Consider the following 17,131-nt stretch of genomic DNA (forward strand, 5'->3'; position numbering starts at 1 on the left):
GGGCGGGAAGAAGGAGGAAGCGCCGCGATGCCGACCTGCCCGAACGGGCACCAGTCCGCCTCCGACGACTGGTGCGAGGTCTGCGGCCACCGCATGGCTGCCCCCACGGGCAACCCCGGGGCGCCCTCCTACGGCTACGGCTACCCTCCCACCGGCGAGCCGACCGCCCAGGCCGAGCTCTGCCCGCAGTGCCGGACCCCGCGCGAGGCCATGGCCCCGTTCTGCGAGGAGTGCCGGTACAACTTCCTGACCCGTACGGCGACTTCGTACACGCCCCTCGCCCCGGACGCGGGACCGGGCGCGGGACCGGGCACTGGCCAGGGCGCCGGCCAGGGTGCGCACGGCGGCCCCGGCGGCGCCGGGACCCGGACCATGGGCACGCCGGGCCCGCCGCCGCCCTCTCCGGGCGCGCCGTCGGCCCCGCCCGCGTACTCCCAGGACCACTTCGACTACCAGGGCTCGCGGCCCTCCCGGGTCAACCGGCCGGCCGAGCCGCTGCAGCGCGAGGACGACTGGATGCTGCCGCCCCCGGCGCACCAGGAGTACCAGCAGCCCCAGTACCAGCAGCAGCCCCCGCCGCCCCAGCAGCAGCAGCCTCAGTACCAGCAACCGGGGCAGTACCCGCCGCCGCAGCCGCAAGGGCACCACCAGCAGCCCCACCAGCCCTTCCCGCCCCAGCCGCAGGGCGGCGGCGCCTGGACCGCGACCATCGGCCCGGACCGCTCGTACTTCATGGCGATGATGCACCGCAGCGGTCCCGAGGCCGCCGGGCTCAGCCTGCCCGCGTACTCCCCCGAGCAGCACCTGCCGCTCACCGGGGGCCAGATCACCATCGGCCGCCGCCGCGCCTCGACGGGCGAGTCCCCCGACATCGACCTGTCGGTGCCCCCGGAGGACCCGGGCGTCTCGCACCAGCACGCGGTGCTCGTCCAGCAGCCCGACGGCAGCTGGGCGGTGGTGGACCAGAACTCCACCAACGGGACGACCATCAACGGGGGCGAGGAGTCCATCCAGCCCTACGTGCCGGTCCCCCTCGGCGACGGCGACCGCGTCCACGTCGGCGCCTGGACCACGATCACCGTCCGGCGCGGCTGACCGGGCGCGTCTGACCCGGCGCGGCCGCGGGTCCTGAACGCGGCGAAGCCCTCCGGCGACACACCGGAGGGCTCCGTTTTCGGACCGGGGATGCTCAGCCGCCGACCAGGGGGTCCCGTGCACCCCGCCGACGGCGCACGCCCACCACCACTGCGGCGACCAGCAGCAGGACCAGCAGGACGGCGAGCGTGAGCGGGAGCAGCGACCCGGGCGTCGCACCGAAGTACAGGAACGGCAGTCCCGCGAGCAAGACGGCGGGTGCGGTGCACAGCCGGGCGAACGCCGGGCGTCCGGCCAACAGCAGTCCGGCGGCCACCGGCACGACGAAGCGCAGCTGGGTGAACGGGTACTCCAGCGGGACCACCAGCACCGCACCCTCCAGCACCAGCGTCCACGCCATCACGGCGGCCACCCCGGCCCGGGTGCGGATCCGCGGAGCCGGCCGCAGGTCCGGCGGGCACGCCACCGCCCCCAGGGCCAGGGCCAGGGTCGGGGCCAGGACGAGCATCGGGGTGGTGAAGAGCGCCGAGATCCCGATGCCACCGATGCCCGTCCGGAACGTAGTGGCGGCGATCTCCACGACCACTCCCACCAGCACGATCCAGTTGCCCACCGGCCAGCGGCCGGCCAGTGCGAGGAACACGCCGAGCAGCATGACCAGGTATCCCGCGACCAGCGTCACGAAACCCGCGCCGACCTGTCCCCCGGCGAAGAGGGCGTAGCGCATCAATCCGACCCATCCCGACGCGGTCGCCCCGACCACGACCAAGGCGAACGGCGCCAGCGCCGCCAGGAGTCGGCCGGGCCGACCCGTGGAGCCCAGGCCGAGCCGCATGCGCAGGGCGTGTCCGGCCACGTCGGCACCTTCCCGTAGCCGGGCGGGCGCCCCCGCCCCTCGCGTGGCCTCCCGGTACGCGTCGGCGATCTCGTCGCCGAACTCCCGCCGGTAGGCGGCGGGATACAGCCTCAGCAGCGTGGTCACGAGCCCACCACCGTTCCGCCGACGCGGAAGGAGGCGCGGACGGAGGCACGGGAGGAGGCACGGAAGGAGGCGCGGAAGGAGGCGCCGACGGAGGTTCCCGCCCCGCCGAGTCCCAGCCGCCGGGTCGCCTCCTGCGCGGTGCGCGCGAGCCGGGCCGCCTCGGCGGCCAGGGTCTCCCGCCCGCGGGGGGCGAGCGCGTAGCTGCGCCGCCTGCGTCCGTCGACCACCTCTTCCTCGTGGACGGCGATGAGTTCTTGCTCCAGGAGCCGCTCCAGGGCTCCGTAGAGCGTTCCGGTGCGCATCTTGGTGCGGCCTTCCGAAATCTTCTCGACCTCCTGGGCGATCGCGTAGCCGTGCCGCGGGGCATCGGCGATCGCCGTGAGGATCAGCAGGGTCGGCTCGCGGAGAGCTTGATCATTCACACACCGACCATAGCTCGGCAGCCGACATATGTCGATAGCCGACCTATGGAGCCCGGGTCTCCCCCAGGGGCCACACGTAGGGCCCCTGGGGATCGTCCAGCCACGACCACTGCCCCTCGGCGCTGACCGTCACCCCGAACCGCTCGCGCGCCGGCCGGTCCTCGCGCCGCCACAGGTCCAGCGCCTCCCTCGTGTGCAGCGCGCCCGAGGTCAGCAGCAGCATGAACTGGAAGCGCTCGTTCTCCACCAGCTCGTACGGGAGCCCCTCCGGCATCCCGTACGTGCCCGGCGGCGCCGCCGTGGCCCCGCGCAGGGGCACGAAATATGCCGAGGTGTGCAGGAAGCGGCCCTCCGCGAGCTCCTCGTCCCGCACCGTGAGCGCGATCAGCCCGGTCGACAGCGGGGCCAGGATCCGCGCCCCCGGCCGACACTGGGCGAGCCAGGCGTACGGGATCAGCGGGAGCGTGCAGGTCACCAGGATCCGGTCGAAGGGGGCGCGCGAGGGGCAGCCGCGCGCCCCGTCTCCGGTGACGACGGCAGGCCGGTGGCCGAGCCGGGCGAGGTGCGCGCGGGCCGACTCGGTGATCTCCTCGTCCAGGTCCACCGTGGTGACGAGGTCGTCGCCGAGCCGGTGGCACAGCAGGGCCGCGTTGTAGCCGGTGCCCGCGCCGATCTCCAGCACGTGGTCCCCGTCGCGCACGTCGAGGGCGTGGAGCATCTTCGCCATCAGCGAGGGCTGGCTGCTGGAGGAGACCAGCTCGCCGTCGCGCAGCCGGGTCGCGAGCGGGGCGTCGGTGTAGACCCCGCGCAGCCAGCGGGCGCGCTGCGCGGGGTCGGGGTCCTCGGCCCAGAGCCGTTCGTGGCCCGCGCCGCGGCCGGTGAAGTAGTACGGGACGAAGACGTGCCGGGGCACGGCGGCGAAGGCCGCCCGCCAGGCCGGATCCTCCAGCGCCCCGGCGGCGGTCAGCTCACGGACCTGCGCCGCGTGCGCGGTCTCCAGCACGTCGCGGACCTCGGCTTGTGCGCCCATGCATCCACTGTCCTGCGGACCTCGCCGCCGGGCGACCCCGGGGACTCCCCCGGGGCTTCCCCCAGGACTCGCCAGGGACTCCCCTGGGACTCCCGCCGGGACCCCCTTGGGGGGGCCTAGGGCCGGGGTCCTCCGTCCGGGCGTCTGAGACGATGGTCGGGTGAATGAGATTCCGCGGGGCACGGTCCAGGAGCAGACCTTCTACGAACAGGTGGGCGGCGAGGCCACCTTCCGCCGCCTGGTCCACCGCTTCTACGAGGGGGTCGCGGAAGACCCGCTGCTGCGTCCGATGTACCCGGAGGGGGACCTGGGACCGGCCGAGGAGCGGTTCGCGCTGTTCCTGATGCAGTACTGGGGCGGCCCGAACACCTACAGCGAGAACCGCGGCCACCCGCGCCTGCGCATGCGGCACGCGCCGTTCCAGGTGGACTCCGCGGCCCACGACGCGTGGCTGCGCCACATGCGGGTCGCCGTGGACGAGATCGGCCTCGCCCCGGAGCTCGAGGCGCAGCTGTGGCGCTACCTGACGTACGCGGCGGCGTCGATGATCAATACGGCGGGCTGACCGGCCGGGCCCGTACGGGAGCCCGTAAGAGCTCCCGTACGGGAGCCCCTGCGGGCGGCTCCGTCAGACCGGCCGGACCAGCAGGGCCCCGAGGCCGCCCGGGCGGCGCGCGACGATCGAGCCGTACGGGGTGCGCAGCCGCAGCCAGCCCCCGGCGGCGAACAGCGCGAGCGGTTCGGGGGCGTCGTGCGGAGCCGACGCCGCGAGCGCGGCGGCGGGCACGGGGGACCGTACGGGCCGCAGGAAGCCCAGGGACTGCGCGGCGTGCGCGGCGCGCAGTGGAAGTTCGGTGTCCCCCAGCGTGCGGGACCAGATCTCGCGGCCGATGCGGTCGCGCTCGGAGCGGGTCCGGTGCTGCGGGGGCAGTGCCTCGTCGCGGGCCCGGAACTCGGCGACGCAGGCCGCCAGGGCCTCCCGTACGGCCTCGGGGCCGGGCAGCCCGGGCACCTGCCGCCAGCCCGCGCGGGGCGGCAGCACTCCGGCCCAGGGCGGTCCGGTGACGGGCGCGGGTACGCCGGCGCCGGCCTCCCGGCCCTCGTACACGGACTCGAGGAGCTCGCCGGCCGAGACGGTCAGGTCCAGCGGGACGGAGACGGGCGCGGCGAGCCGCACCGTGCGGACGGCCAGCACGTCGAAGGACGGGGGCCGCCCGAAGACGGCGAGCGCGCCGCCGCCGGCCTGCGCCTGCAGGCGGACGGCGGCGGCGCGGTCGTAGTGCACCAGTCGGCCCAGGAAGGCGGCGAGGTCCGCCGCCTCCCCGGAATCGGCGAAGTGCAACTGCTCGTTCATGCCGCGATGCCCCCGGCAGGGGCCGCGGCACCGGCCTGCGGCTCGTCCAGGTACTCCTGGAGGAAGAGCTTCTCCTCGGCCGAGATGCGGCGGGGCCGCCCCTCGGCGAGGTTGTAGGGCACGACGACGGTCTCGGCGCGCACGTAGACCGTTTCGGGCGTGTCCGCCGTCGCCTCGTCCTTGACCTCGTAGCGGATGGTCAGGGACGCGGCGCCTATGCGGGTCACCCAGGACTCGATGAGGACCGGCTCGTGGCGGTGCACGAGGGGCAGCTTGTAGTCGATCTCGTGGCGGGCCACGACGGAACCGCCCGTGAAGGACTCACTGCCCTCCCCCGGCGCGAGGCGGAACATGAAGTCGATCCGCGCCTCCTCCAGATAGCGGAGGAAGACGACGTTGTTGACGTGCCCGAAGGCATCCATGTCCGCCCAGCGCAGGGGGCACCGGTAGTGGTGTCTGGCCATGGCGACGCGACCTCAGTCCTCAGCCTCGGGTGAGCTTCTTGTAGGTGGCGCGGTGCGGACGGGTGGCGTCCGCGCCGAGCCGCTCGACCTTGTTCTTCTCGTACGACTCGAAGTTGCCCTCGAACCAGTACCACTTGGACTCGCCCTCGTACGCCAGGATGTGCGTGGCGACCCGGTCCAGGAACCACCGGTCGTGGGAGATGACCACGGCCGCACCCGGGAACTCCAGGAGCGCGTTCTCGAGCGAGGACAGGGTCTCGACGTCGAGGTCGTTGGTGGGCTCGTCGAGGAGCAGCAGGTTGCCGCCCTCCTTGAGCGTCAGCGCCAGGTTGAGGCGGTTGCGCTCACCACCGGACAGGATGCCGGCGGCCTTCTGCTGGTCCGGGCCCTTGAAGCCGAAGGCGCTGACGTACGCGCGCGAAGGCATCTCGACCTGGCCGACGTTGATGTAGTCCAGCTCGTCCGACACGACGGCCCACAGGGACTTCTTGGGGTCGATGTTGGCGCGGCTCTGGTCGACGTACGAGATCTTGACGGTCTCGCCGATCTTGACGGAACCGGAGTCCGGCTCCTCCAGACCCAGGAGCATCTTGAAGAGCGTGGTCTTGCCGGCGCCGTTCGGGCCGATGATGCCGACGATGCCGTTGCGCGGCAGCGTGAAGGACAGGTCGTCGACCAGGACCTTGTCACCGAACGCCTTGTTGAGGTTGTTGACCTCGACCACGATCGAGCCCAGACGCGGGCCCGGCGGGATCTGGATCTCCTCGAAGTCCAGCTTCCGCATCTTGTCCGCCTCGGCGGCCATCTCCTCGTAGCGAGCGAGACGGGCCTTGGACTTGGTCTGGCGGCCCTTGGCGTTGGAGCGGACCCACTCCAGCTCTTCCTTGAGGCGCTTCTGGCGCTTCTCGTCCTTGCGGCCCTCGACCTTGAGGCGGGTGGCCTTCTTCTCCAGGTAGGTGGAGTAGTTGCCCTCGTACGGGTGGGCGCGGCCACGGTCGAGCTCGAGGATCCACTCGGCGACGTTGTTCAGGAAGTACCGGTCGTGGGTGACGGCCACGACGGCACCCTTGTACTGCGAAAGGTGCTGCTCCAGCCAGTTCACCGACTCGGCGTCGAGGTGGTTGGTGGGCTCGTCGAGGAGGAGCAGGTCCGGGGCCTCGATCAGCAGCTTGCAGAGCGCGACGCGGCGCTTCTCGCCACCGGAGAGGTTGGTGACGGGCCAGTCGCCGGGCGGGCAGCCCAGGGCGTCCATGGCCTGCTCCAGCTGGGCGTCGAGGTCCCAGGCGTTGGAGTGGTCCAGGACTTCCTGGAGCTTGCCCATCTCGTCCAGCAGCGCGTCGGTGTAGTCGGTCGCCATTTCCTCGGCGACCTCGTTGAAGCGCTTCAGCTTGGCCATGATGTCGGCGGCGCCGTCCTGGACGTTCTCCAGGACCGTCTTGGACTCGTCGAGCTTGGGCTCCTGCATGAGGATGCCGACGGTGAAGCCGGGCGAGAGGTAGGCCTCGCCGTTGGACGGCTGCTCCAGGCCCGCCATGATCTTCAGAACGGTGGACTTGCCGGCGCCGTTCGGGCCGACCACACCGATCTTCGCGCCGGGCAGGAAGTTCAAGGTGACGTCATCAAGGATCACCTTGTCGCCGTGCGCCTTGCGCGTCTTGCGCATGGTGTAGATGAACTCAGCCAAGAGAAACCGTCCGGCAGATCGATGGGTGGGCAGATACACCCCATCTTGCCTGACGTCCATCCCCCGGGGGAAACCCGTATGGTCCCGGCGCTCTGACCTGCGCGGCGGCTGGAGGGGACGGACGACCGTGGCCGTCATGGCTTGCCGCCGGGCCGTCCCCGGCCCCCTCGGACGGCCCTGCGGACGGCCCGGGGACGGCCCTGCGGACGGCCCGGCGGCACCCACCGTGGGTCCCGTTCTCGCAGGTGGCGGGCCCGCCCTGATGACCCGGCCCGACGGCCCGAGCCGGTCGGGCCACGGGCAGGATGGGGACGTGCTCCCTCCCCGACTGCTGTGGTGCGACCCCCGGCCCATCCCCCGGTTCAACCTGCAGGAACCAGTGACCATCGTCGTCCGCGATCCCGGCTTCCACGAGCCGGCCGATGAGGATGACTGCTGGAACTTCTGGTACTTCTGCCAGGCCCATGACAGCCTCTTCCGTGAGGAGCCCTGCCGGGGAGGGCCCCACCTCGTCGTCTCGCACTGCGAGGAGCACGGACCGGAGAACGTGTGGCCGCAGCCCCTCATGCTGCTGTTCCCGGAAGGGTTCGACCCCCCGCTGAGCGCTGAGCAGCTGGCCTGGGTGCAGGCCGAGAACGACGCCGTCTAGTGCTGTGGCCGGAAAGGTTTGCCGGGTCGCGGTGTCCGGTGCGGTGCCTCGCAAGGCGGAGGGCCGCCGCTTGTACTGGACGTACTTCGGTGGTCCGACAACGCGGCGAGGTGCCGTGCCGGGCGCCGCGACCCGGTGAACCTTTCCGGTCACAGCACTAGCTAGTGCTGTGGCCGGGCGGCGGCGGTCAGGCGGGCGCCGGCCGCCGCCCGTACTGCGGGCAGCTCCATCGGATCGTCGCGCAGGACCGCGATCCGCGCCAGGTTCTCCGGACCGGGGGGCGCCGAGGCGATCCCGAGCAGCCGGGTCCGTTCCTCGCAGTCCCAGAGCGACTCGGTGTAGGCGTCATCCAGCCCGGACGGGTCGATGGCGGCGAGCGCGCCCAGGTAGTCGGCCCGCTCGTACGAGTGCGGGGTGTGCAGCCAGAACCGGCGCAGCACGGGGACGGCCCCGGCGGCGGCGGGCCCGAGGCCGGCCAGCCGCTTCGCGGTGACGTCGGGGCCGCACCAGGTGCGCGCCTCCCACTGACCCGCGAGTTCCGCCACGAGCCCCGGCAGCGCCTCGGGGCCGGGGTGGTCGGCCAGGACGTCGGCGCCCAGCCGGGCCAGCCACTCGCGGTCGTCCGCCGCCCAGCCGGGTGCCGCGGGCACGGCGAGGGCTCCGAGGCGGCCGACCGCCCGCAGGAGGAAGGGCAGGGGCCTGAGGCCGTTCCCGGTGCCGAGTGAGGGCACCAGGGGGATCAGCCCTTCGGCGGGCTCCCGCCCGGCCAGCACGCGCAGCGCGTCGATCTTCGTCTGGAACTCCGTGCCGTCGGCGGCCAGCAGGGCGAGCAGTTCCCCGTCGCCCAGCCCGTCCAGCGAAGGCCGCGGAGGGTGCCGGAGGCCCGGCACCTCGATCCCGAACCGGGCCCACGGCTCGTAGGACCACGGGAGGTCCTCCTCCCCGCCGATCCGGGCCCGCGCGATGTCGCCCAGGTCCTCCCACCACTCGACAGGCCAGGTGACCGCGACGGATTCCAGTACGCGGACCCAGTGCTCGCCCTCCCGGACGTACGCCCGCAGTCCCTCCCGGGCCTCGTCCGAACCGGCGAGGGCCAGCAGCTCCAGCACGTAGACGGCCCGGAACGTCGCCTCCTCGTCCCCCGCCAGCTGGTCGACGACCGGCGTCGGCGAGAGCTCCAGGTCCCGGACGAGCCGTGCCTGGTAGAGGTGGCGGGTGTCGGTCTGGCAGTCCCACTTCCAGTCCCGGCGGATCCCGTCGTACACGGCCGCGGCGGCACCGCTCGGATCCCGGAGCGCCCGTATCGCGCCCAGGCCGCGCCCCCGTTGCAGCAGGCCCTCGACCGAGTCGGAGGGGGCGTGGGGCATTGCGTCTTCTTCGCTCATCACCGGGCACCCTGCCCGACCGGGGGCGGGCCCGCCACGCGTTTTCGGTGCGGGCGGGGTCGGCGAAAGGGCCCCGCGGGCCCCGTCTCGCACGGCAGGATGACGCTGACGCCGACGGGGAGCGGCCGGGGGGCTGCGGCCGCGGTGGGAGGAAAAGGTGGGGGGAGCATGGACAACGGACTGATCGCGCTCGGCGCCGCCGTCGTCGGCGTGGCCGGAACGCTGCTGGCGACCCTGTTGTCGCAGCGGATGCTGTCGCGCCTGCAGGCGGCTCAGTTCGAGCGGGAGCAGCAGGTGGCCCACACCTCGTGGGTGCGGGAGCAGGAGCTGGCGGACCTGGCCCGCCGGCGCGAGTGCTACACGGCGGCGAACGCCGCGTACCGGCGGTACCGGATCGCTCTCATGTACTTCCTGTGGGTCGTCCACCGTGAGCAGGTCGAGCCGCAGGAGCGGGCGGCGGTGGAGGAGGCCCGCAACGCGCACCACGCCGCCTTCGCGGAGGCGCAGATGATCGCTTCGGCCGCCGTGCTCGTGGAACTGGACCTGATGACGAAGCGCATGGCCGGCGCCTACTCCCGGACCATGCGGCTGGCGGAGGGGACGCCCGAGCCGCGCGGGTCGTTCGAGGAGATCCACGCCGAGCTCATCGCCCTCACGGTGCGCTGGGAGGGCATGCGGGGCGCGATGCGGACCGATCTCGGCGTCGCGGGCTGACGCGCCGCTCGGCCGGGCCGGCGGGGCGGCCGGCCTGGCGGGGCCCAGGGGTTGAACTGGGAACGCGGCCGGGACGGGGTTAAGTTGCAAGGTCGAGGGCAGTGACCGGGTGACGCGTCACGCCTGGACCCCACACCCGAACCAGTCCCACCCAGCGAGCGAGCAGGGGTGATGCAGAGCCGCCCTGGACCCGGGGGTGCCCGACGGCGGGACGGAGGGAGGAGCGGTCGGGGCAGGGCTCAGGCCCTTGCCCGGGTCCGTCAGGTCCGTCAGGTCGTCAGGTCCATCCGGTCCGTGCGGTGGCGGCCGATGGGGACGATCAGGGGGGTTCCCGAGACGGGGTCGGGCACGAGGGTGCAGCGCATGCCGAAGGCACGGGTCACCAACTCCTCCGTGACCACCTCGGCCGGAGGGCCTTCGGCGATGACGCGGCCGTCGCGCAGCGCGACGATGTGGTCGGCGTAGCGGCAGGCGAGGTTCAGGTCGTGGAGGACGACGGCGATCGTGGTGCCGTGGTCCCGGTTCAGGTCGACGAGGAGGTCGAGGACGTCGAGCTGGTGGCTGACGTCGAGGTAGGTGGTGGGCTCGTCGAGCAGGAGGATGTCGGTGCGCTGGGCCAGGGCCATGGCGATCCAGACGCGTTGGCGCTGGCCGCCGGAGAGCTCGTCCACGGACCGGTCGGCGAGTTCGAGGACGTCGGTGGCCAGCAGGGCCTCGGCGACGGCCGCGTCGTCCTCGGAGGTCCACCGGCGGAACCAGCCCTGGTGCGGATAGCGGCCGCGGCCGACGAGGTCGGCGACGGTGATGCCGTCGGGGGCGACAGGGGTCTGCGGCAGGATGCCGAGGCGTGCGGCGACCTCGCGCGTCGCCAGCGTGTGGATGTCCTGGCCGTCCAGCAGGACGCTGCCGGAGAGCGGGGGCAGCAGGCGGGCCATGGACCGCAGCAGCGTGGACTTCCCGCAGGCGTTGGGGCCGACGATCATCGTGATCCGGCCCGGCGGGATGTCGAGGGTCAGGCCGTGGACGATCTCGCGGCCGTCGTAGCCGAGGCGGAGGTCACGGGTGCCCAGAGTGGGTCCGCCGCAGGGCATGTCGGTGTCCTCGTCGTGGTGTGCGGCCGTGGTGGGCTCGGGGGCGGGCGGTTTCGTGGCGGCGGCGGGAGTCATCCGAGGCGCCCGGTCCGGTTGGCGCGGGCCAGCAGCCACAGCAGGTACGGGGCCCCGATGAGGCTGGTGACGACCCCGACGGGGAACTGGCTCGACCAGAGCAGGTGCTGCGCGGCGAAGTCGGCGACGGTCACCAGCAGCGCTCCGGTGAGCGCGGCGGGCACCAGCGCGGCGCCGGAGGCCGGGGCGAGGCGCCGGGCGATCGGGGCGCAGACGAACGCGACGAACGCCACGGGTCCCGCGGCGGCCGTGGCGACCCCCGCGAGGGCCACCGCGCAGCCGAGCAGCGCGAGGCGCGAGCGTGCCACGGGGGTTCCGAGACCGGCGGCGGTGTCCTCGCCCAGACGCAGCGCCTCCAGATCGCGCGCGGCGACGGCGGTGAGCGGCAGCAGCACGAGGAGGGCGCCGAGGAGCGGCCACACCTGGGCCAGGGTGCTGCCGTTGAGGCTGCCGGTGAGCCAGAGGAGGGCGTTCTGGGCCTCGGCCACCTGCGACCGGGTCAGCAGGTAGGAGGTGATGCTGGACAAGGCGGCGCCGATGCCGACCCCGACGAGGACGAAGCGCGCGCCGCTGACGTGTCCCCGGCGGGCGAGCGCGTGGATGGCGGCGGCACTGAGCAGCGCTCCGGCCAGGGCCGCGGCGGACAGGGCGATGCCGCTGACCGCGAACCCGAGGGAGGCCATGACGGCCGCCGCGGCGGCGCCCTGGCTGATCCCGATGACGTCCGGACTGGCGAGGGGATTGCGCAGCAGGGCTTGGAAGAGGGCACCGGACAGGCCGAACGCGGCGCCGACGAGCAAGCCGAGCAGTACCCGGGGCAGGCGCAGCTCGATCACGATGAAGTGGACGCCGGGATCCGCCGCACCGGTGAGGGCGCCGATGACGTCGCGGAGGGGCACGTCGAGGTCACCGACGCTGAGGGCGACGCAGGACACGGCGAGGAGCGCGGCCGCCAGCACGAGCCCGACCGTGAGGCCGCGGGCCCGCCGTGCCCGGCGGATCGTGCGCAGGCCGGCGACGGCGGCGGCGCGGGACGCCGGATCGGCGTGGGACACGGAGGCCTCCGTCGGGAGGTTCGGGGACGCGGTCACAGTCCGGCCGCCTTCCGGTGGCGGACCAGCAGGACGAAGGGGACGGCGCCGATGGCGGCCGTCACGATGCCGGCCTGCACCTCGCCGGGCCGGGCGATGAGCCGGCCGACGATGTCGGCCGTCAGCAGGAGTACGGGAGCCGCCAGAGCGCTGTACGGGAGGATCCAGCGGTGGTCGGGGCCGGTGCACAGGCGGACGGCGTGCGGGACGACCAGGCCGAGGAAGGCGATGGGACCGGCGACGACGGTGGCGGCGCCGCACAGCAGGACCACGACCACCGCGCAGACGACACGGGTCGGGCCCACGCGCTGGCCGAGGGCCCGGGCGATGTCGTCGCCGAGGGCGAGGGCGTTCAGCCGTGAGCCCAGGAACAGTGTGAGGAGGGCGCCGGCGACGATGAACGGAAGGGCCTGCCACAGGACGGCGGGCTCGCGGCCGGTCAGTGAACCGACCTGCCAGAACCGGTACTGGTCGAAGGACTTGGAGTCGGTCAGCAGCATGGACGTGGTCAGCGAGAGCAGGGCCGCGCTCGTCGCGGCGCCGGCCAGCGTCAGTTTGACGGGGGTGGCACCGTCGCGGCCGAGGGAGCCGATGGCGAACACGAGGAGGGAGGCGACGAGGGCGCCGAGGAACCCGAACCAGATGTAGTGGGCGGGATCCGTCATGCCCAGGACGGAGAGGGCGAAGACGACGGCGGCGGAAGCGCCCGCGTTGACGCCGAGGATGCCCGGGTCCGCGAGCGGGTTGCGGGCGATGCCCTGCATGACCGCGCCGGCCAGCCCCAGGGCCGCTCCGGCCAGTACGCCGGCGGCGGTCCGGGGGATCCGGACCTCGAGCAGGATCAGGTGCGCCTTGTCCGTCCGGTCGGGGTGCAGGAGCGCGGGCAGCAGGTCCGCGGCGGCGACCCGCCCGGAGCCGACCATCAGGCTCGCCCAGACCGTGAGGAGGAGAAGGGCGAGCAGCGCGACGAGGCCCAACGCGCGAACGGCGGCCCCTCGGGCCCGATGGCGTCCGTGCATGCCCCACCTGCTCCTTTGCTCGGGAAGGCAGCACCCAACCCCTTTGCGTTCGACTGGTAAGGCGACCCTAACAACGGCTCTCCGGTGCCCCGGCCGGGCATTGGTCCCTTCTTTGGGGCCTTTGTGCCTTGCCTTTCTGGGACACCGGACACGGCGAACCGAGCGGTCGGGTCTCAGCCGAAGAGGTGCAGGCCGCTGGTGATCACCGAGAGGGACCCGTGTACGCCGACCTCGATCGCGGTGAGGACCTTGCCGGCGTCGAGCTTCTTGATCCACTGGGACTGGCCGAACGTCACGAGGTGCAGCACCGAGTTCCCGATCGCGTGCTGGAACTCGCTGCTCGTGAACCCGTAGCCGATGCCGGTGAACAGCGTCGACAGCTGGGAGAGGCCCACAGACGTGAAACTCAAGTAGAGGCCCGCCACTTCGGCGGGCGGGAACCACACGCCGGCGATCTCCAGTCCGGTGCCGGCCACCGAGGTGGCCAGTGAGGCCCATTCGAGAATGTTCGCCAGCGTCCGGGCGTCCTGCTGCCACTGGGGAAGACCACCGCCCACGGAGTCGTTCTCAGGGCTGTCCGCCGGGTTCTTCCCCTCCGCCCGGGCCTTGAGGGCCTCCTCGAGCGCCTTCCTGACCTCCTCCCCGATCTCGTTCCTCCGCTTGTCCTTCTCGATCGTCTGCGCCGCACTCGCTGCCTCCGCGGCGGCCACGCGGTCCCCGTCGGCGTGCAGGGAGGTCGCGTACGCGGAAGCAGCCGACGCCTGGGCGGCGTTGGCGGACGCGACGGCGCTGCGGGCGGACTCGACCGCGCGGTTCGCGGAGTAGTTCGCCGAGCGCATGGCGGTCCGGGCGGTGGCGGCCGCCTGGGTCGCCTTGCCGGCCGAGACCCGCGCGTCCTGGGCCGACTTCTCGGCGGAGTCCGCGTAGGAGTCCGCCTGCCGCGCGGCGGAGGCGGCCTGCGCCGCCCAGTTCAGCGCCTTGTCCGCCCAAGTGACCGCTTCCGCCGCGGCGTTGCGGGCCCTGGCCGCCGCCTCCTGGGCGCGGGCGGCGTCCTCCTGCGCCTTGTGGGCGATCTTCGCGGCGGCGCTGATCGCCCCTTGCATGGCGGCGATGTGGGTGGCGGAGTCGTGGTCGAGCTCAGCGGTCCGGTGCTGGACCGAGGCGATGAAGTTGCGGCGGATCCACGCCGGTCCTTCGAGCGCCGCCTGGGCGTGCGCCTTGGTGTAGGGGCCGGCGGTGCCGAGCAGGGTCGCGGTGGCGACCGCGTCGTCCTCCCGCTGAGCCGCCTCGAAGGAGGCGCTGAAGAACCCGTACAGGGCCTGGGCGGACCCGGCGTCCAGCGCCTCGTTCGCCGCCTTCGCCACCGCCCGGCCGGGCCGGCCGGCCAGAATGCGGGAGATCGCGACCCGGTTGTCCATGGCCGCGGCCTGTACGACGCCGGTGCCGAGGAACGTCGCCGTGGCGTCGGGGTCGGTGCTCGCCAGGGCCTTGCCCGCCGCGTCGATGACGCCCGGGGAACTCCTCCTGGCGAGGTAGAGGGCGCGCTCCCGGTCGTCCAGGCGCTCCGCGATCAGCCGGTCGGCGTCGATCCAGATGTGGACGTCCGCCTCCGTGCCGGCCAGGGCGAACCGGGCCGCCTGCCGCGACCAGGTACCGCGCGCATCCATGACGGCCACGGCCGCCTGACGTCCCGTCGTGGTGGCGAGGGCCGTGTCACCGGCCCGGAGCGCCGCCCCGGCACGCGCGACCAGATCCCTCGCGGCCTGGGTCGTCTGCTCGGCCTCGGTGCGCTTGCCCGTGTACTCCGCCCGCTGCTCCGCGTCCAACCGGGCGAGCAGGCGCATCTCCTCGACCGCCTGCCGCAGGTCCTGCTCCAGGCGCTGCCCCTCGGCGTCCCGCGCGGCCTTCTCCACCGCCACGGCCTGGGTGACGGCGTCGGTCGCGAGGTCGGCGGCCTTGCTGGCCTCGTTGGCGAACTCGGTGGACTTGTTCGCGTAGTCCACCGCCTGGCCCGCGTACTGGACCGCCCAGTCGGCCGCGGCCGCGGCCTTCTCGGCATGTCCGGCCGCGCCGTTCGCGGCGTCGCGTGCGGTGCGCGCCGCCTGCGCGGAGGTGTTGGCCAGCCGCACCGCGTTGCCGGCCGCGTTGGTGGCGATCTGGGCGTTGGCGCTCGCGATCTGCGCCTCGCGCCGGGCGTTGGCCGCCTCGTGCTGCGCCGCGCCGGAGGCGTCGGCCGCGTCCGCAGAGGCCCTCGCGGCGGCGGCGGAGTCACGGGCCGCCGCCGCGGCCCAGTCGCCGGCGATCCTGGCCTGGTCCGAGGCCGCCGCCGCGCCCTCGGCGGCCACGGCCGCGCTGCGTGCCTGGGCCGCGGCGGTACGGGCGGCGACCGCTGCCTCCCTGGCCTTCTGCGCCTGGGAAGCGTCCCGGGACACGTCGAGGGCCGCGTTGAAGGCACGGGTCGCGGCGGCTCCGGCGTTGGCGGCCGCCGCGCTCGTGGCCGCCGCCGCGTACCCGGCGCGCCGGGCCGCCTGCACCGCGGCCTGCGAGGCGGTGATGGCGACGCGCGAGGCGCGGGCGGCCCCGGAGGCAGCCTCGGCCGCCTTGCGTGCCGCGCCGGCGGCCCTGGCCACGTCCTCCTGAGCCGCGCGGGCCTCGGCGGCGGCCCGCTCCGCCATCTCCCTGGCCTGGGCCGCGGCCGTCACCGCGCGGGCGCAGGCCTCCTCGGCCTGCTTCGTCATGGCGTCGGCCCGCTTGCCCTCGCGCTGGACGACGGCGACGAGCTCCTGGATCTTCATGGCCTCCTGGTCCCGGGCGCGTGCGATGTGCTGGCCCGTCTCGAGGAACCACTCGAGGTCCTTGTCGCTGCCGGACAGCGCCCGGGAGGCGTACTTCTGCACCTCAGGCCCCGCCTGGAAGGAGAGCTTGGAGGCATCCACGCGCATGTCCTCGACGCGAGCCGGGTACTCGCGATCGCCGAGGAACGACTCCAGCGCCGACTGGGAACCGTTGTTCAGGGCCGTGTTGCCCTCGCGGTTGACGGCTTTGCCGCCCACGGCCATCACCGTGGTGGTGGCCACCCGTAAGTCCTCCATCAGGGCGGACTTGTACCCGCCCGCGAGATAGCCGGCGATGGCGGAGTCCCCGCCGCCCAGCGCGGCGGTCGCCTCGCGCCGGTTCCCCCTGCCGGCCACCGCCAGCGAGGTGACGATCGCCGCGCGGTTGTCCGTGGCCGTGTCCGCGGGGAGCCTGACGGCCAGGAAGTTCCTCACGTCGGCGTCCGTGCCGGCCAGCGCCGTCGCGGCGGAGGCGCGAACTGCCCGGCCGCCCAGCAGCCAGGCCCTGACCGCCTTGGCCCGATCGGTGTCGGGCAGGCCGAACGGGTCGCCGTCGTCGGCGGCTTGCGAGGGCGTCGCGGCCCAGGCCGTCGAGGGGTTGAGCACGAGGCTGGAAGAGGCGGCGGCGGTCATGGTGGCCGCGGCGGCGCCGAGAATACGACGCCTGCTCCAAAAGATGGTGTCCAAAGCGGTCCTTCGGTGTCAGCGCCCGCCGAGCCGCGCACGCGCGGCGACACATCGCCGGACGGAATGGGGGCTTCGCCACGCCCAAGTCCCTCACCCCGCAGGGAAGTCGGGGAGGGTGAAAGGGGGCGCAGCGCGACCATACAGCGAAAGCATTGCCCTGAATAGGGATTCCGTGAATCCGCGGATTCGACCGAATCCTCAGCCGAATACACAGGTGGCCGTCCGGCCTTCGATGCGGAACTCAGTAGTCCGTACAGGATGCCTCGACGCGGCCCATAAAGGGCCTACAGTCCTATCCCGGTGTCCGTTTTCGATCGTTTCAGAACCCGCTAGAGCGAGGCTAGGATCCATTCGACAGCGGGGGCTCCCCCCCTGGGGAATGAACTCTCGGACGGGTCCTTCCCCCTCCTTGGCTGAGCGGAGGATTTCACGTCCGCGATGACACTCGTTCGGGTTCTCCCGAACCGACGACTGGGACAGCGATGAAGGTGATGAGGGTACGGAAGAAGAAGATTGTCCGGGGCCTTGGAGCGGCCGTGGGCGCGGGCGCCCTGG

15 protein-coding genes are annotated in these 17,131 nt (G+C 73.2%); 4 read left to right on the forward strand and 11 right to left on the reverse strand.

The genetic code is table 11. The features are described 5' to 3' along the window. Positions 1-27 precede the first annotated feature (27 nt). Positions 28-1,095 carry an FHA domain-containing protein gene (locus DRB89_RS24390; protein ID WP_112448851.1) on the forward strand — a complete coding sequence of 356 codons (1,068 nt, stop codon included), beginning with the start codon at positions 28-30 and terminating at the stop codon, positions 1,093-1,095. A 94-nt stretch (positions 1,096-1,189) separates the two neighbouring features. Here the strand turns inward: DRB89_RS24390 and DRB89_RS24395 are convergent, their stop codons facing one another. Genes DRB89_RS24395 through DRB89_RS24405 form a run of 3 tightly spaced genes read right to left on the reverse strand, consistent with a single transcriptional unit; the run spans position 1,190 to position 3,529 of the window. Then, the gene (locus DRB89_RS24395; RefSeq protein ID WP_112448852.1) at positions 1,190-2,077 is read right to left on the reverse strand and encodes a hypothetical protein; all 888 of its coding nucleotides are present in this window, start codon (positions 2,075-2,077) and stop codon (positions 1,190-1,192) included. Continuing rightward, complete coding sequence (locus DRB89_RS24400) at positions 2,074-2,499, reverse strand: PadR family transcriptional regulator (protein ID WP_112448853.1); 426 nt, start codon at positions 2,497-2,499, stop codon at positions 2,074-2,076. Before DRB89_RS24400 ends, DRB89_RS24395 begins: the two co-directional genes overlap by 4 nt. Positions 2,500-2,542: 43 nt before the next feature. Beyond that, a complete protein-coding gene (locus DRB89_RS24405) occupies positions 2,543-3,529 on the reverse strand; it encodes a methyltransferase domain-containing protein (protein WP_112448854.1) in 987 nt (328 codons plus the stop codon). A gap of 160 nt (positions 3,530-3,689) precedes the next feature. Here DRB89_RS24405 and DRB89_RS24410 point away from each other — a divergent pair, with 160 nt between their 5' ends. Beyond that, positions 3,690-4,094 carry a globin gene (locus DRB89_RS24410; protein ID WP_112448855.1) on the forward strand — a complete coding sequence of 135 codons (405 nt, stop codon included), beginning with the start codon at positions 3,690-3,692 and terminating at the stop codon, positions 4,092-4,094. 63 nt (positions 4,095-4,157) lie between these two features. Here DRB89_RS24410 and DRB89_RS24415 read toward each other — a convergent pair whose 3' ends face one another. From DRB89_RS24415 to ettA, 3 genes are read right to left on the reverse strand one after another with little or no spacing between them, the layout of a single operon-like run. Next, positions 4,158-4,883: a hypothetical protein gene (locus tag DRB89_RS24415; RefSeq protein ID WP_112448856.1), complete on the reverse strand. Its 726-nt coding sequence runs from the start codon at positions 4,881-4,883 to the stop codon at positions 4,158-4,160. Beyond that, complete coding sequence (locus DRB89_RS24420; protein WP_112448857.1) at positions 4,880-5,347, reverse strand: thioesterase family protein; 468 nt, start codon at positions 5,345-5,347, stop codon at positions 4,880-4,882. The genes DRB89_RS24415 and DRB89_RS24420 overlap by 4 nt, the downstream gene beginning before the upstream one ends. Before the next feature lie 19 nt (positions 5,348-5,366). Then, positions 5,367-7,031 carry an energy-dependent translational throttle protein EttA gene (ettA, locus tag DRB89_RS24425; protein ID WP_112448858.1) on the reverse strand — a complete coding sequence of 555 codons (1,665 nt, stop codon included), beginning with the start codon at positions 7,029-7,031 and terminating at the stop codon, positions 5,367-5,369. 313 nt (positions 7,032-7,344) lie between these two features. On the opposite strand from ettA, the gene DRB89_RS24430 reads away from it, so the two are divergent. Beyond that, positions 7,345-7,680 carry a hypothetical protein gene (locus DRB89_RS24430; protein ID WP_239516314.1) on the forward strand — a complete coding sequence of 112 codons (336 nt, stop codon included), beginning with the start codon at positions 7,345-7,347 and terminating at the stop codon, positions 7,678-7,680. Positions 7,681-7,841: 161 nt separating this feature from the next. On the opposite strand, the gene DRB89_RS24435 is transcribed toward DRB89_RS24430, so the two are convergent. Then, positions 7,842-9,065 (reverse strand): hypothetical protein, encoded by a 1,224-nt coding sequence (locus DRB89_RS24435; protein ID WP_162688702.1) that lies wholly within the window; start codon positions 9,063-9,065, stop codon positions 7,842-7,844. Positions 9,066-9,233: 168 nt separating this feature from the next. Between DRB89_RS24435 and DRB89_RS24440 the strand changes: the two genes are divergently transcribed. Beyond that, positions 9,234-9,779 (forward strand): hypothetical protein, encoded by a 546-nt coding sequence (locus DRB89_RS24440; protein ID WP_112448861.1) that lies wholly within the window; start codon positions 9,234-9,236, stop codon positions 9,777-9,779. A 269-nt stretch (positions 9,780-10,048) separates the two neighbouring features. Here the strand turns inward: DRB89_RS24440 and DRB89_RS24445 are convergent, their stop codons facing one another. The 4 genes from DRB89_RS24445 to DRB89_RS24460 all read right to left on the reverse strand — a co-directional run bounded on the left by DRB89_RS24445 (position 10,049) and on the right by DRB89_RS24460 (position 16,576). Next, entirely contained in the window at positions 10,049-10,870 is an 822-nt protein-coding gene (locus DRB89_RS24445; RefSeq protein WP_112463885.1) for an ABC transporter ATP-binding protein, read from the reverse strand. Between the two features lie 71 nt (positions 10,871-10,941). Then, the gene (locus DRB89_RS24450; RefSeq protein WP_112453686.1) at positions 10,942-11,946 is read right to left on the reverse strand and encodes an iron chelate uptake ABC transporter family permease subunit; all 1,005 of its coding nucleotides are present in this window, start codon (positions 11,944-11,946) and stop codon (positions 10,942-10,944) included. Positions 11,947-12,032: 86 nt separating this feature from the next. Continuing rightward, positions 12,033-13,055 (reverse strand): iron chelate uptake ABC transporter family permease subunit, encoded by a 1,023-nt coding sequence (locus DRB89_RS24455; RefSeq protein ID WP_112450454.1) that lies wholly within the window; start codon positions 13,053-13,055, stop codon positions 12,033-12,035. A 173-nt stretch (positions 13,056-13,228) separates the two neighbouring features. After that, entirely contained in the window at positions 13,229-16,576 is a 3,348-nt protein-coding gene (locus DRB89_RS24460; protein ID WP_112450453.1) for an ALF repeat-containing protein, read from the reverse strand. Between the last annotated feature and the right edge of the window lie 555 nt (positions 16,577-17,131).

It is taken from the genome of Streptomyces sp. ICC4 (assembly GCF_003287915.1).
Taxonomy (GTDB): domain Bacteria; phylum Actinomycetota; class Actinomycetes; order Streptomycetales; family Streptomycetaceae; genus Streptomyces; species Streptomyces tritrimontium.

Coding starts and splice junctions, on each gene's coding strand:
- DRB89_RS24405 (WP_112448854.1), bottom strand. CDS start 3,529: ATGGGCGCACAAGCCGAGGTCCGCGACGTGCTGGAGACCGCGCACGCG.
- DRB89_RS24445 (WP_112463885.1), bottom strand. CDS start 10,870: ATGCCCTGCGGCGGACCCACTCTGGGCACCCGTGACCTCCGCCTCGGC.
- DRB89_RS24390 (WP_112448851.1), top strand. CDS start 28: ATGCCGACCTGCCCGAACGGGCACCAGTCCGCCTCCGACGACTGGTGC.
- DRB89_RS24440 (WP_112448861.1), top strand. CDS start 9,234: ATGGACAACGGACTGATCGCGCTCGGCGCCGCCGTCGTCGGCGTGGCC.
- DRB89_RS24455 (WP_112450454.1), bottom strand. CDS start 13,055: ATGCACGGACGCCATCGGGCCCGAGGGGCCGCCGTTCGCGCGTTGGGC.
- DRB89_RS24435 (WP_162688702.1), bottom strand. CDS start 9,065: ATGAGCGAAGAAGACGCAATGCCCCACGCCCCCTCCGACTCGGTCGAG.
- DRB89_RS24415 (WP_112448856.1), bottom strand. CDS start 4,883: ATGAACGAGCAGTTGCACTTCGCCGATTCCGGGGAGGCGGCGGACCTC.
- DRB89_RS24420 (WP_112448857.1), bottom strand. CDS start 5,347: ATGGCCAGACACCACTACCGGTGCCCCCTGCGCTGGGCGGACATGGAT.